The 14628-nt window shown below is 42.0% G+C and carries 11 protein-coding genes; 5 read left to right on the top strand and 6 right to left on the bottom strand.

Annotated elements, in window-relative coordinates; all coding sequences use genetic code 11:
• Nucleotides 1–109 precede the first annotated feature (109 nt).
• Nucleotides 110–1132 (top strand): histidine kinase, encoded by a 1023-nt coding sequence (locus tag I5907_RS21635; protein WP_196990246.1) that lies wholly within the window; start codon nt 110–112, stop codon nt 1130–1132.
• Complete coding sequence (locus I5907_RS08280; protein ID WP_196990245.1) at nt 1129–1839, top strand: LytR/AlgR family response regulator transcription factor; 711 nt, start codon at nt 1129–1131, stop codon at nt 1837–1839. Before I5907_RS21635 ends, I5907_RS08280 begins: the two co-directional genes overlap by 4 nt.
• A 163-nt stretch (nt 1840–2002) precedes the next feature.
• Here I5907_RS08280 and I5907_RS08275 read toward each other — a convergent pair whose 3' ends face one another.
• The 4 genes from I5907_RS08275 to I5907_RS08260 all read right to left on the bottom strand — a co-directional run bounded on the left by I5907_RS08275 (nt 2003) and on the right by I5907_RS08260 (nt 7014).
• A complete protein-coding gene (locus I5907_RS08275; RefSeq protein ID WP_196990244.1) occupies nt 2003–4060 on the bottom strand; it encodes an LTA synthase family protein in 2058 nt (685 codons plus the stop codon).
• The gene (locus I5907_RS08270; RefSeq protein WP_196990243.1) at nt 4057–5514 is read right to left on the bottom strand and encodes a glycosyltransferase family 2 protein; all 1458 of its coding nucleotides are present in this window, start codon (nt 5512–5514) and stop codon (nt 4057–4059) included. Before I5907_RS08270 ends, I5907_RS08275 begins: the two co-directional genes overlap by 4 nt.
• Complete coding sequence (locus I5907_RS08265; RefSeq protein ID WP_196990242.1) at nt 5511–6602, bottom strand: HEAT repeat domain-containing protein; 1092 nt, start codon at nt 6600–6602, stop codon at nt 5511–5513. Before I5907_RS08265 ends, I5907_RS08270 begins: the two co-directional genes overlap by 4 nt.
• A 64-nt stretch (nt 6603–6666) precedes the next feature.
• Nucleotides 6667–7014: a response regulator transcription factor gene (locus I5907_RS08260; protein WP_231401998.1), complete on the bottom strand. Its 348-nt coding sequence runs from the start codon at nt 7012–7014 to the stop codon at nt 6667–6669.
• A gap of 412 nt (nt 7015–7426) precedes the next feature.
• Between I5907_RS08260 and I5907_RS08255 the strand changes: the two genes are divergently transcribed.
• The 3 genes from I5907_RS08255 to I5907_RS08245 all read left to right on the top strand — a co-directional run bounded on the left by I5907_RS08255 (nt 7427) and on the right by I5907_RS08245 (nt 11284).
• Nucleotides 7427–8545 carry a GAF domain-containing sensor histidine kinase gene (locus I5907_RS08255; protein ID WP_196990241.1) on the top strand — a complete coding sequence of 373 codons (1119 nt, stop codon included), beginning with the start codon at nt 7427–7429 and terminating at the stop codon, nt 8543–8545.
• Between the two features lie 285 nt (nt 8546–8830).
• The gene (locus I5907_RS08250; RefSeq protein ID WP_196990240.1) at nt 8831–10114 is read left to right on the top strand and encodes a YaiO family outer membrane beta-barrel protein; all 1284 of its coding nucleotides are present in this window, start codon (nt 8831–8833) and stop codon (nt 10112–10114) included.
• Nucleotides 10115–11284, top strand: coding sequence for a hypothetical protein (locus tag I5907_RS08245; RefSeq protein ID WP_196990239.1), 1170 nt, complete (start codon nt 10115–10117; stop codon nt 11282–11284).
• Between the two features lie 120 nt (nt 11285–11404).
• On the opposite strand, the gene I5907_RS08240 is transcribed toward I5907_RS08245, so the two are convergent.
• A complete protein-coding gene (locus tag I5907_RS08240; RefSeq protein WP_196990238.1) occupies nt 11405–13906 on the bottom strand; it encodes a phosphocholine-specific phospholipase C in 2502 nt (833 codons plus the stop codon).
• 249 nt (nt 13907–14155) lie between these two features.
• Entirely contained in the window at nt 14156–14581 is a 426-nt protein-coding gene (locus I5907_RS08235) for a hypothetical protein (RefSeq protein ID WP_196990237.1), read from the bottom strand.
• Nucleotides 14582–14628 lie beyond the last annotated feature (47 nt).

The following is a 14628-nucleotide window of genomic DNA, read 5'->3' as shown; positions in this document are numbered from 1 at the left end:
TACCTGTAACATTTACAGCATAAAACGAAGCTTACGCAATTCATCACGAACGGGCTACATTTTGCATAATACCCTTTCTCATATTGCAGGTTTGGCGTAATTTATACGGGTGAAACTTTTTTTTAAATATAAACTCGACCATGTTTTATTCTGGTTTGTAACCATCCTGTTTCACTGCTTTTTAAAAAGTTTCACCTGGACGAAGGCCGGCCCTTTTCATTTTGTTCTGGAGATCATTCTACGCAATGGTTTATTGGCCGCTGTTTGTTACTTTAATATGCTTTACCTGTTTCCGCGGTTTTTTAAGAAAGGCAGTTACAGCTTTTATATTTTTTCACTCATGTTATGCCTTGTAGTTTATACTGCCCTTAAAAACCTGCACGATACATGGCTTAACGGCTATGTAATAGGCGATGTTGCCAAACGCAACTTCTTTCTTAATAGTTACTATAATTTTTCTACAGCCTTATTCTATGTTGCTTTCACACTAGCGCTGGAATTAAGTAAACGTTGGTATAATCAACAACAACTGTTGCAAAAAATACAGGTAGAAAAATTAAACACCGAGCTGCAATATCTTAAAGCGCAGATGAACCCGCATTTCCTTTTCAATTCGCTTAATTCTATTCATTTCCAGATTGACAAAGCAAATACCACTGCCAGGGAATCTTTACAAAAGTTTTCAGCTATGCTGCGCTACCAGTTATATGAATGCAATGCAGATACCGTACCCATAGAAAAAGAAATCAATTACCTGCAACATTATGTAGATATGCAGCGGCTTCGTAAAGACAACCATTACCAGATCAACTTTAATGCAAGCGCCACCACAGGAAACTTTAGCATTGCACCTTTATTATTGCTCCCCTTTATAGAAAATGCCTTTAAATATTTATCTGCACATACAGATAAACCCAACTACATCAATATTCATATAAACAAAACCGGCAATATGTTTTCCTTCAATATTGTAAACACCAAAGATGCAACAGCGCCTGTGTATGAAGAGGGTGGTATTGGTTTAAAAAATGTAGAAAGAAGACTGGAACTTTTATACAATGGCAATCATGAACTATACATTGATGACAATGCCGAAACATTTTCTGTGCAACTAAACATTACACTGCCATGAAACTAACATGCATGATCGCAGACGATGAACCGCTGGCCCGAAAAGGCATGCAGGAATATGTACAGGACATCGAATTCCTGGATCTTGTTGCAGTATGCGAAAACGGATTGCAGGCAAACAGCTTTCTAAAGACAAATACGGTTGATCTTATTTTACTCGATATACAGATGCCCAAACTGAGCGGTATTGAATTTCTGAAATCTCTGCAGCAGCCGCCGGTGGTAATTATTACAACAGCTTACCAGGAGTACGCACTGGAAGGTTACGAGCTGGATGTAGTGGACTACCTGGTGAAACCCGTTGCTTTTAGCAGATTTGTAAAAGCGGTAAATAAAGCAAAAGACTTTATAGCATTGAAGCAAAAGCAACAACCACAGGATGCCAGCTATTTTTACCTGAAGGTTGACAACCGCTTTGAAAAGATCAATTACGATGAAATCCTGCTGGCAGAAGCGTTGCAAAACTATGTTGCCATTTACACGGCCGACAAAAAGATGCTCAGTTACATAACGCTTGCACAGGTTGAAAAACAACTTCCTGTAAACAGGTTTATAAAAGTGCACAAATCTTACATTGTTGCACTTGATAAAATAAAAAGCATAGAAGGAAACATCATCAATATTGCGCAACATGCAATACCGGTAAGCCGCAGCCTGAAAGATGACGTAATGCAAAAGATTGTGTTTGATAAACTGCTGAAAAAATAGAAACAATAGTGTTCATGGAGGATATGCCCCGCAACACGATTGGTTGCAGGAACGCTACAGTTGCCATAACAAACGGAACGCACAAGTGAGTGACACAACAGGCGATGCCATAGTGTACCGCTGCTGACAAATACTATCCCCAAAAAATCTACTCCAGGATTATTTATTTTACTGCCAGCGGTGTATTGGCTGTTTGGTAATGCCGGTACAGTGAATCAGGAACAAGCCTGCTGTTTGCTTTCACCATTTCGTTTTTCTGCCTGAAGCCATTGAAGGCCGCGGTGATCTTTACTTTTATGGACTCATCATTTACAGGTATAAGATCCATCTTATTTGTAATTTCAAAGAGCTGGTTGTTATTGAGCAGGTAATTGCCGTATATAAAATCTACCAGGTCGGTTTTTGTTTGCTTTAACGGATAGGCGTGAACGTTACCAAATGCGCGGCTGGTATCGAGCCCTGTGCCGATAAATGTTGTTTGCGAAGGAACGGCAATATTATACCGGTGGTTTAAAAATGAGAGCAAAGTAGGCGCCACATCAAAATGCGTGGAAACGGCCCTGAAAGTCGCGGTACGACTGAGCATAGGCGAGTAAACGATCAGCGGCACATGATAGCGTTCCAGTTTATTTTCCATTGGAATTTCGGGCATCCTATGATCGCCTGTTATAACAAAGATCGTATGCCGGAAAGATGGCTGTTGTGCATATTGACTGATAAAGTTGCGCAGTGCATCATCGGTGTACAATACACTGGCAAATTGTGGTTTAAACTTTAGTAACATGGATTTTTCTGCTTCAGACGTGGCGATCTTACTGATGCGGTCTTCTGCTGCACCGAGATATTTTTCCTGCTCATTGATTTTGAAAGGGCTGTGCATGGAAACCGTTAACAAAACATCTAGCGCAGGTTGCTTTTTAGCGGGTAACTGCGACAGGTAAAAGCGGAACAAATCTTTATCTCCATAACCCCATGAAAACCCATTTTCTGAAGGTTGTTTTGTATAGCCGGCGGGAAAAGACCGCATATCCTGCACCATACCGTTGCTGTTTTTTACAAACAGATCCATGTTATCGAAATGCGCATCTCCACCATAATAAAATATGCTTTCATAACCGTTGTGATGCAGCGTATTCAAGAGGTTGATGTTATGTGGCATGGTGTTGCCAAGCTCTGCAAAACCGTTTTCACCAAAAGGCAAAGAACCAAGCAGGGAAGGCAATACAGCGAAAGTCCTTCCACCTTCACTCAAAAAGTTGGGCCAGTACAAACTTTGTTTGGATAACGAGTCCAGAAACGGCGTAAAGTTTCCCAAAGGAGCATCTTCGTTAGCAAATGACCTGCCGAGCCCTTCTACAATAATGAAAACAATGTTCGGTTTCTCCGCCGTTGAATCAAAAAAACTACCGAGCACATCGGGCACTGCATTTTGGTGTAGAAAAGGAAATGATTGTTCATCCACGTAGCTAAATGCAGCAGCCATCGAAAAAATCCCTGCAGCTGCAGGATCGTCTATATAGTTATCTGCATAAATGTCCACCTCATACACCGGTGGAAAAAAATGCAGTACAGACTGGTGCCAGAAGAAAAATAATTTGTTTGTTGCAAGCGCATTGTCAAATTCTTTTGCTGATGCTTTCCATTGGTCTGCTTTGGCGGCAACAGCGCATATATTGCCAGTTATAGACAATACCAATAGCACTGGTGCTACATACAAGCTTATACTTATTTTATGCGGCACGTAAATAAATAACAGCACCAGTGATGCAATGATAACAACACCAAAGATCACCATGCCTGCAGATAAGGCACCGCCGGCACCTACGGTTTGTTTTACTTCCTGCAAAGAATAACCCCATATATCTCCGCCTAGTGGCACCAATGCTGTTAGAAAATATTTGGCAAGTGCCATTTGCGTAATCAATAACAGGATAGCAACGGTGATGAGAACAAAGTCGGCCAGCTTTTTACTGAAGAAGAAACAACAACTATAAAAAATATAGAGCATCACACATAATGGCAACAACACAAAGAAGGTTTTTACAAAAGCCTGTAGCACTAAAATGCCTGCTGCTTCACCCGAACCAAACGTGTAATAACCGTATAAAATTTCAACAACGCCTGTAATAACAGCCGCCATGCTATACACCATGAACAATTGCATAAAGCCTTTGCCGCTGTTGGCAAAAAAAGATTTAATATTTTTCCCTTGCTCACTCATGATGCCTTCGGTTTAGGAGGTGTTGCGGCAGGCGTTGTATTAAAGCCCGCCCTGGCCATATCGCCCCATTCATGTTTATCGCTTTTTATCTTATCCATAAATCCTTTTATGGCTGACCATATTACAAAAGGATGAAAAATAAAAGGCTCCGTAAGCGCTGCCAGGAATAACCTGGCTATTTCTGTTTTTCGTTTGTACTGGTTGTAAGTGGTTACCTCCATATAAATGGAAAACGCAGAATACAAATAACCAAAGCAGATAATGAAAACGAAAAACGAAAAAAACATTTCCCAATCTATAATGCCCATAACGGCCATAAACACGAAAGCAATGAACCCTATAAATTCTATTACCGGCGCCAGCATTTCGAAAAAGAACCAATAGGGGTAGCTAAGCATGCCCAGCAGGCCATAGCGAGGATTTAAAAACATTTTTTTGTGAATCGACAATGTTTCAATAGTGCCGCGTGTCCACCGGTTTCTTTGCCTGCCAAGAATGGTATAGTTGTAGGGCACTTCGGTCCAGCAAAGCGGATCGGGAATGTAATTAACGCGGTAAGGCAGTTTTTTTTCTTCCATATACCTCCGCATGCGCACCACCAGTTCCATGTCTTCACCAACGGTATTGGTATTGTAACCGTTGCATTTAATAACAAGTTCTTTATCAAATGCACCGAATGCCCCGGATATAAGCAACAACCCGTTCAGTCTTGCCCAAGCCATGCGGCCCAGTATAAATGCGCGGATATACTCCAAAGACTGCATGCGTGGAAGGTATTGCCGGGGTAACCGCACTTTATCCAGCTTGCCATGTTTTATATCACAGGAATTTGCAATGCGTATTACGCCGCCCGATGCAATTACTTTTACACCATCGGTCTCTTCCATAAATGGCTTCACCATTTTTAGTATGGCATCCTGCTCCAGTATACAATCCACATCTATACAAACAATGTAATCATTGGCCGATACATTTACACCTACATTCAATGCATCGGCTTTGCCGCCGTTCATTTTGTCAACTACTACCAGCTTATTAAATACCGGATTTTTACTTTTATAAATTCCTCTTACCTCTTTTGTTTTTACCTGGTACGATACAAGGAAATCAATCTTTTCCAGTTGGTAGGCATCAATCATCTTCTGCAGCGTATCATCTTTACTGCCATCATTTACAATGATCACCTCAAGGTTGGTATAGTAGATAGAAAGCAGCGAACGCACATTTTCAATGATGGTCACACCTTCATTATACGCCGGAGCTATAATACTGATAGAAGGCGAGTGGACAGAAGAAGCAAGCAACCTGTAATCCGTATAGTTATTTTTGTGCAGGTAACGGCGGGTCTCTCCTACTGAATAAACTGCAATAAAAATATAAAACAACAGCAACGTAACCGAATAGGTGAAGATCGCATAGGTGAAATAATCAAATATCAAATTTGTCCAGTTCATCTGCTTACCTGGAATTTTACATGTTGATAAATATCGGCATACAATTGCGGAGCAAGGCTGGCCTTATCCTTCAATAACTGAATTCCGTTTGAGCAGCATGCAGCAATAACATTTGCTGCAGCTACTTTTAAAAAGTGGTTACTGTTTTCCAGCTCCGCCGCAAGAAAATCCAGGTCTTCGTCAGACGCAACAGCGCTGATATTATTGAGAATATTCAGTTTATTGGTAAAGCGTTCTTTATAATATTGCCTGGTCAGTGCGGCGGCCGTTGTTTCATCGGCAATATGTACCAGTGTTTTTACAGCCTGTATCCTTACTTTTTCACTTTGGTGAGAAAGTGCATGCACAACTGCTTCATGTACCTGGAACTGCTGGTACACTTCTGCAAGTCTCAATGCAAACAACACCACTGACTCATTCTCAGAACGCAGCCATTTGCTTAACCCTGTCAACTCCTTTGGCGTAAGCTGTTTTAGTTGTTCCAACAATTTTACCTGCTGCCAGTCTGATATGGGTGTGGAAACCAAATCAAGAAAACGAAGACCATCAAAACCAGAAAAGTATACCACTGCGGTTTGTGCTTCTGTACGCACATACTCGTTAGCGTTATTAGTATGACGGTATATATGCACCAGCATATCCTGCTGGTTCATCATATACAACTCATGTATCCCTTCTGCTTTCAAATGCCACCTGCGGCTTTTGAATTTACTGATGGAATCGTGCTTGAAACCAAGTTGCAGGTAAAGAGAAACGATGTTCTCACCCGCAATACCGCGCATGCTTCTCCGTGCATTGACCAATAACTGTATCGCATATGCACGTTTTATTTTACTGCGTAAATGTCTTGTAATTCCTGCCGGTATTTCAGCAGCCGTTTCTTCTTCGAGCAATGCGTTGCTGATCAGCGTTTCAAAACGCTTTTCCACCTTGCGCTTAATAAAGTAGCTCCTTTTCCGGCGGTAGAGACTGGTAAAAGAAAGGGTTAGAAAAACTGCAGCCAGTATAGCAAAGAAAAACGCAGCGTTAATGAGGTAAGCCGGTCTTACATAATGAAAAAAACTGGTATGGTTCAGCAGTACCGGCATTGATGGATATTGGAATTTTTAAACGTCTGTACAATAACAAAACCGGTTATCACCGGCTCTCATTTTACCTGATCAGCTTCTTTACCCTGATCGATAGTTCTGATAAACTAAAAGGCTTCGTCATATAATCATCAGCACCAAGACTAAAAGCCTCGGCCACTGTTTTTTCCTGTCCCAGTGCAGATAACATGATCACGTATATTTTCTTTTCGGCGATCGCTTTTACTGCGTTTACAATTTCAAAACCAGATGCATAGGGCAACATAATATCTGCAATAACCAAGTCAGGATGCAGCTCATTGATCTTCGCAATTGCCTCCTGTCCGTCCTGGCAGGTTATTACATCGTAGCCATCTTTCCTGAGTTTAATGGAAATGGTTTTAAGCATCAAAGCTTCATCTTCTGCAATCAAGATTCTGGTAGTTTCCTTCACAACGCTGGTTCTTAACAATCATAAATAAACATACTAACACGCACTTTTAGTATTACGGGCAGCTATTATTTTCGTAAGTGTAGTATCATAACTACAAACAGCCTCAACATATTATCAATTTTTTGTAACCCATCTACAGGCTATCTGCTGAGCTTCCGTTGCGTCGCACTCTTCAACTGCAGGAATTGGCATGAGCAAAGCGAAGACCGAAGCAAAGACCAACTGGTATGTAGGCTAAAATTTCCCTGGCAAAAAACTTATGCTGAAAATAAAAATATAACAGGCTTGCCATAATAGTAATCAGGCAATGCAATAAAAAGCATCAAACACTCATTTATAAAGCACGTCTTTTACCATCACTGGTTTTACCGGCGTTACGAAATGTGTGCGCATGCAGCTTACCAAAACATATACTCCTTCAAAATACCAGCAAGACTTTCAACATATCATTGATCTTGCAGTAAGCTGTTTTCCCGCTGCTTTGGTAAGCATTCACCTGTGGGAAGAACTTAGTTACCATACCATAACTTATAGTGGCGAGACCGTTACAACAATTACCGGTTTTGATGAACAGGCGGTGGCGTTCCTGCAAACACCAAGAGCGTTTTGTATGCCAAACGCTAACGGCTTACCTCCAACAGAATGGTTTAAACAACTGCACCACTATCGCTTTTATGCCAGTGTGCCAATTATAACAGGCCAGCAGCAATATACAGGCGCTTTTATCATTGCGCATCCTTGTATTGAATCTTTTACAGCAACACAACAAAACAACCTGCATAGCCTTGCCAGGCAGGCTGCAATAGTGGCCACACAGCAGCATGACAAAAAAGAGCATGCTGTTTTGAAGCGTAAGATGGAGCAGATCGTGTTTAAGGTTGCGCACGATATAAGGAACCCTTTGAGCGCCCTTAAAAATATTATTGAATTACATACATCAGGTCTGATTGATGCAAACGATGCAAAAGAATTGGAAGGCATGCTGCTGAAAGACCTTAACAGGGTTGTACAGCTAACACATATTGTCTCAGACTGGAGTAAGGCATTGCTGCATGCAACAGGTGCAGGAGAATATTTGCTGTTAAAAGATTGTATAGACGAACAGTGCCGGCAACTCGAAAGCGTGAACACCGGCAAAAGAAACACTATTGTAAGCGCGGTAAATCCCGGTCAACATATTTATACAAACAAGGCGGTAATTGCTTTTACTATTTCATCTGTATTGAACAATGCCATAAAATTTACAACAGGTGGCAGCATCATTTTTACCACCACCAGAAGGAATAACAAGGAAGTGTTGAAGATTACCGACAGCGGTGCCGGCATTGCACCCCGCGAACTTGATAAGCTGAACGGTGCTGGTGAGTTTGTGACCACGAAAGGTACTGCAGGCGAAAGTGGCAGCGGTGTAAGCCTTTTTCTTGTTAAAGAACTATTGAAAGAAGTTGGCAAAGAGATAACCATTAAAAGTGAGGCGGGGAAGGGCACCGAGGTATTGATAGAGTTGTAGCGGTCAAAAAACAATGTGTATACGAATTGCGATATTGTTGTCGAGATGCTTTAGTTCGGTCTTCGCACATGCCCGGTTGTATTGGTTCAGTTGAAGAGTGCGACGCAACAGGCGCCTGATGGATAGGAGAAAGCCGGGTACATTATAAAAGAAAAAAACAAAGCCAATATCCAGATGAAAAGATGTTTTACATACCATTCTCACCTGCAACAGTTTTGTGCAGGCTCTTTTACATGCACTGTTTCAAAAAACCTGCAGCAGGTATAACCTTTAAGTAACAACCGAATGTATACACAGTGCTCTTATTTTATTCATCGCTTTTACAAACTCAAATACGGGCTTGCAATTTTCGCCCTGTTGCTTTGTACAGGTATGTGTGCACAGCAAACTGACACAATTACCAGCGATGGTTTATTTACCGCTGCAAGGCATGCGGCGTTTGAACAAAAAGATTATAACAAAGCCAAAGAGTATTGTATTAAGGCGCTTTCGCTAAGCCCTGACTATGCCGATATTCAAATCTTCCTCGGCAGACTGTATACATGGACCAACAGCTATGATAGTGCCGCAGCCTGCTTTAAGAAGGTATTATCGGCAAGGCCGGCACACGAAGATGCTTCATCAGCACTGGCCGATATGTATTACTGGACTGACCAATACAATGAAGCTTTGCAAACATTGAACAGCGCTCTGCAATACAATGCGGCATCGCAGGAGTTGCTGCTAAAAAAAGCAAAGGTACTTGCTGCTATGCATGCTTACAGGCAGGCAGATTCTATTGTACATATTTTACTCGCTAAAAACCGTGGCAATACAGCGGCGCTCAGCCTTGCCAGCAGCATTCAAAACAGTGTATCGTTAAATAAGATCGGCATAGCTTATGATCTTGTAACATTTGATAAGAAATTTAACTCTACTACTCCGTGGCATCTTGCATCACTGTCGTTTACCAGGCAAACAATGAAAGGTTCTGTAACGGGAAGGATCAATTATGCAAACCGTTTCAATGAAAACGGCATTCAATATGAGGCAGACGCTTATCCGCGCATATCCAAAACGTTTTATAGTTATGTAAGTGCCGGCTATTCTGATAATGTTGGTGTATTTCCAAGGTGGCGAGCCGGTTTTTCGCTGTATGCCAACCTGCCCGCAAGTTTTGAAGCCGAAGCTGGCTGGCGCTATTTATACTTCTCTGCGCCTACCAACATTTTGACAGCATATATTGGCAAATATTACAAAAGCTATCTTTTTGGTGCAAGAACTTATCTTACCCCGGGCAGAAGTGGTCTGTCGCAGTCTTACAATGCATTTGGCAGGTATTACTTTGGTAGTACAGATGACTATATTGAATTGCTGCTCGGCTCAGGCATCTCTCCTGATGACAGGAGTATTAACCAACTGATCACAGCAAACCTGAAGACATACAAAGCATCTGCAGAATATAAACACAGGCTTGGTGTATTAAATATACTTTCTGTAAACGCATCTGTTCTTAACCAGGAGCAAAGCAATGGTGCAAAGGGCAACCAGGTGCAGGTTGGCATTGGCTACCAAAGGAGGTTTAAGTAAATGAACAGGAACATCAAACGTGTGCTGGCTGGCGCTGTCTTGCTTACACCACTATGGATGTATATGGCATGGCTGTGTACGCCAAAAAAACAACTGGTAGCCGCTATAATAGACAAAACGGTACTTACATCAAAAGGACAGGAACATGCATCTTTTTCATGGGTATTGAACCATGAAAAATATACCAAAAACAAAACAAGCCTTTATGATGTGAGCAGTGACTATTTTGGCTTCTTTCCGGGAAAAGATGAACAATACAAACTAAAAGGCCTGGAACGGTTTTCAACAAACGATCTTGAAAAACTGAGCAACGATGCTGATCTTGTATATGTAACAGATGCGTACGGTATCTACCGTAACGAATGGTATAAGGAAAACAGGAAAACAGAGCGATCCGGTATTGTTTATGGTGGTATGAGCACAGAAGATATGCACTATCTGGAAATGATGAAAGCTAAGCATAAACTCATTCTTACAGAATTTAACTGCATTGGCTCGCCTACCAATGATCATATAAGAGCACGGTTTGAAGAAAACTTCGGACTGCGATGGACCGGCTGGACGGGCAGGTATTTTAATTCCCTAGACACGTTAGAAAACCCTGAACTGCCACGCTGGATCATACGCGACTATCAACGGGATCATAACAACCAGTGGAATTTTAAGAAGGCAGGAATTGTATTTGTAAACACAACAGATGAAGTAGTAATACTTGAAACGAAAAATCATTTGAATGATGCGCTGCCAAAGATCATTACCAACGCAGCAGGCACAGCACATTTTAACCTGCCGCAAACTATGCCCTACCCTTTTTGGTTTGATGTAACAATGGCTGATACAGCAGTAAATACCGTTATTGCAAATTTTTCGATAGATGTAAATGAAGCCGGTAAAAAATCGCTCACAGAAAAAGGTATTCCCTGCTCCTTCCCGGCGGTACAATACCACCGGCAGAACGATTATACATTCTTTTACTTTTCTGCAGATTTTTCAGACAACCCGGTGAACCTTTTCTCATCCCGGTTTAGCGCGGTGGAAAGTATGAAGTTTTTATTCTATAATCATTTTGATGAATTGAACAGGGCAGCGTTTTTCTGGAAGTACTACAGGCCGCTTGTTACTACCATTCTCAAAGATTATTACCACACAAAACCTAAAGCGTCACAATAAAACAGATCGCTGCAGCCCCCAGGTACACGGAACGTACAAGTGAGTGACACAACAGGCGATGCCATGAAAGACCAATGCCGGCAACACTTTATTGCTTACCCAAAATTTGTGTCAGCAATTTTAAACTGTACCACCCATTAGCGGATCTGTAAAACTATGTTTACCTGTTTCTATATGACCTGCAAAACGCTTGATAAAATTGTTGCTGCCATCGACCGTAACCGTTACATCGTACCAGCCGGCGGTAACCCCGGGATTTAATATGATGATCTCCTGTGAGCTGCCCTGTATAGTAGTCGTTTGCGTACCATTGCGGTAAGCATTGTCTTTTACCTGCACGGTAAACGGTGCACTGCCTACATTGTACAACCACAACATAAGATTACCGGTGAGCTTATTGCTGCCACCTTTTTCAAACTCAAGCTTTAGTTGTGCTTTTAACCGCGGGTCTTTTTCGTGGCCCATAAAATGACGGTAAAAACCATTTGGGCCATGCACGTGAATATCATAGCCACCGGCGGTGTTTAATGGAAACTTATCTTCCAGTTCTGTACCGGCGGCAAGTGTATAAGACTTTACCAGTAAGTCTTTGTCGTACGCATATACCTGAAACGGTGCACCTAAAGATCTGTTACCAAATACAGTATTACCGCTCTTTAGTTTAATCATATACATTTTCCTGTCGGCACCCAGGTTGCCATCAGCATACAACTCGTAAGCCAATGCGCAAGCAGGCTTTACACCTTTCTCCTGCTGCGGCATATATGGAGATGTTTTAGGACTTTTATTGGCTACCGCTATTTCTTCTGCAGTCAATTGTTTGTAGTTATCCGGAATGCTTTTGAATTTTGCCTGGTGTATAGATTCGATAAACGTCTCTTTTGATGGAAATTGCAACGCCCCTGTTTGTTCGCCATTGTATTGCCTGAAAACAGAAGTGAGATCTCCACACACCGTTCGCCGCCATGCACTGATGTTTGTTTCTTCTACTTTCTTAATGAACTTACTACTAATAAATTTTTCAAGAAACTGTAGTGAGGATGTATGATCAAACACTTCTGAATTAACCCAACCACCGCGGCTCCACGGAGAAGCAATTACAAGCGGCACGCGGTAACCAAGGCCTACCGGGCTTTCCCGTGCTTCGTCTTTGGGATAATATGTTAAATCCTGTTCAAGACTTACGTGCTCAACAGTTGTATCAATGTTGCCGGTTACCAACCCTGTTGCAGGTTGCTTGGTATGCGGTGGCACAAACGGGGGCACATGGTCGAAACAGCCATCGTTCTCATCGTACGTAAGAATAAAAATTGTCTTCTTCCACACCTCAGGGTTTTGTGTAAGTATGTCCATTACTTCACTCACATACCATGCGCCGTACCATGGAGCAGTAGGGTGATCGGAAAAATTTTCAGGTGCCACTATCCATGAAACAGTGGGCAATTTGCCGGTTTGTACATCCTGCCTGAACTGGTGCAGTACATCGCCTTTTGGCAGAGCAAGCTTTTCTTCTTTATCGCCACTTTTATAAGTAAGCTCCGCCAGTTCGTGATAATGTGCATCGCCACTGTTTACTGTAAAAGCTTTGTCGTGCAGGTTTTTTGCAAGCGGAGAAAGCTGTTCGTATTTTTCTTTGGTATAAATCTTTTTATGTGCCGCTACCGTTTCTAGTCTCTTTTCAAGATCAGCAATGCTGCTGTTTATCTTTTTCTTTTCTTCACCTTGTGCAAGTGCTTCTTTATTTCTCAGCCCTTCTAATTTTGGCAGCAACAGACTTTCAGCTTTTTGCAGGTATGCCAGGTACCCTTTTGATAAACGTACATTGTATTGTGTAAACCATTCGATCGGGTTATCGGTAAAATTGGCAAGCCATGCATCTTCTTCACCTTCAAACCCAACGCCCACGCTTATTTCGTTCTGGTATATTTTCCACGATACACCGTTTTCTTCCAGTCTTTCAGGAAACGTTTTCCATGCAGCTTCAGCATCGTAATCAGTATCCTGGTTACGCACTCTTGCTTTGCTGTTTGCATCTTCCCGCACTTTACCGGTCCAGAAAAATAAGCGGTTTGGTGTGGTACCTGTCAGCGAAGAACAGAAGTGTTGATCACACACTGTAAAAGCATCTGCCAGTGCGTAATAAAACGGAATGTCTTCGCGGGTGTAGTAGCCCATGGTCATGGGTATATTTTCATAAGGGTGGCCCGCCTGCTTGGCATCAAGCCACTTATCGTACCTGCCGTCATTGCGGGCATCTACCTGGTTGCTCCACGAATGTGGCAGCGAGTTCATCCATGTGGCTTTGGTGTCTTTTATGTTTAAACGGAAAGGAGCATAAGTTTCACCTTTGGCATTGGTTTGCAACCACACCTTATTTTTATCAGGCAGTGTTATAGCACGCGGATCATTAAAGCCCCGCACGCCTTTCAGCATGCCAAAGCAATGATCGAAAGACCTGTTTTCCTGCATCAGCAGCACCACGTGTTCTGCGTCCTGCCAGGTTGTACCCGGCTCAGGATTTATAGCCAGTGCTCTCTGCACTGCCGGTGGCAAAACATTCATTAAACCTGCACCACCTGCAAGCATTGCAGCCTTCTTTATAAAGTCTCTCCTGTTTTCCATAAATAAAATTGCTGTAAGCAGGCAATTTAATAAACTTGGCTTATACGTGGCTGTATTGCTCGTTTATTAAATCGTTACCCGTTTACAGCAATACCGGCTTTTTTATGGGCCCGGCAGTTGAATAACTATGATGCATTTGTTGCGTCGCACACTTGTACGGCTAAATCTATATTGAGCAAACGCGAAGACCTTAGCGCAGGTAAAAACAGCCGGCAATTGTACACCACTATGCGACGATCTTGAGATCGGTTATTTTACTACAGCATAATCAGCAACATCCAGCGTTATTGTTGTTTGTTCTTCTGCCGCTACAAGCGTAATAGTAGTTTTACCTTTTGCCGCTTCTATGGTAATTGTTGCATGACGTACATTACCGGAGCCATCTGTTATATCTGCCTTTACAACTGTTTTGCCTTCTTTGCCCAACTGCTGCCAGTTACAGTCAAATGCACTTACTGTACCGGTCATTTCGCCGTTGGCATCTTCCGGTGTAATGACTACACTTTTTTTATCTACTACAACGGTTGATCTTTCGTCTTTCTCCACCAGTACATTTCCCGATGCATCGGTAATTTTTAATTTGTTACAATTCCATTTTATGGTGCTGTCGCACTGCGCTTTGGAATAAAAGCTTACACCTATAAAGGCAATCGTGATCAATAAGAACTTTTTCATGTTTGTGCTTGTTTAAAATGATTATAATAAGTGAATAGTGTTAGCAA

Source organism: Panacibacter microcysteis, from assembly GCF_015831355.1.
Classification (GTDB): Bacteria; Bacteroidota; Bacteroidia; order Chitinophagales; family Chitinophagaceae; genus Panacibacter; species Panacibacter microcysteis.
This window is presented reverse-complemented; position numbering and strand designations above follow the sequence as displayed.

Bases quoted from the DNA above. Each gene is read 5' to 3' on its own strand.
- I5907_RS08245 (WP_196990239.1), top strand. From the start codon at position 10,115: ATGAACAGGAACATCAAACGTGTGCTGGCTGGCGCTGTCTTGCTTACA.
- I5907_RS08250 (WP_196990240.1), top strand. From the start codon at position 8,831: ATGTATACACAGTGCTCTTATTTTATTCATCGCTTTTACAAACTCAAA.
- I5907_RS08270 (WP_196990243.1), bottom strand. From the start codon at position 5,514: ATGAACTGGACAAATTTGATATTTGATTATTTCACCTATGCGATCTTC.
- I5907_RS08255 (WP_196990241.1), top strand. From the start codon at position 7,427: ATGCAGCTTACCAAAACATATACTCCTTCAAAATACCAGCAAGACTTT.
- I5907_RS08280 (WP_196990245.1), top strand. From the start codon at position 1,129: ATGAAACTAACATGCATGATCGCAGACGATGAACCGCTGGCCCGAAAA.
- I5907_RS08235 (WP_196990237.1), bottom strand. From the start codon at position 14,581: ATGAAAAAGTTCTTATTGATCACGATTGCCTTTATAGGTGTAAGCTTT.
- I5907_RS08240 (WP_196990238.1), bottom strand. From the start codon at position 13,906: ATGGAAAACAGGAGAGACTTTATAAAGAAGGCTGCAATGCTTGCAGGT.
- I5907_RS08265 (WP_196990242.1), bottom strand. From the start codon at position 6,602: ATGCCGGTACTGCTGAACCATACCAGTTTTTTTCATTATGTAAGACCG.
- I5907_RS08275 (WP_196990244.1), bottom strand. From the start codon at position 4,060: ATGAGTGAGCAAGGGAAAAATATTAAATCTTTTTTTGCCAACAGCGGC.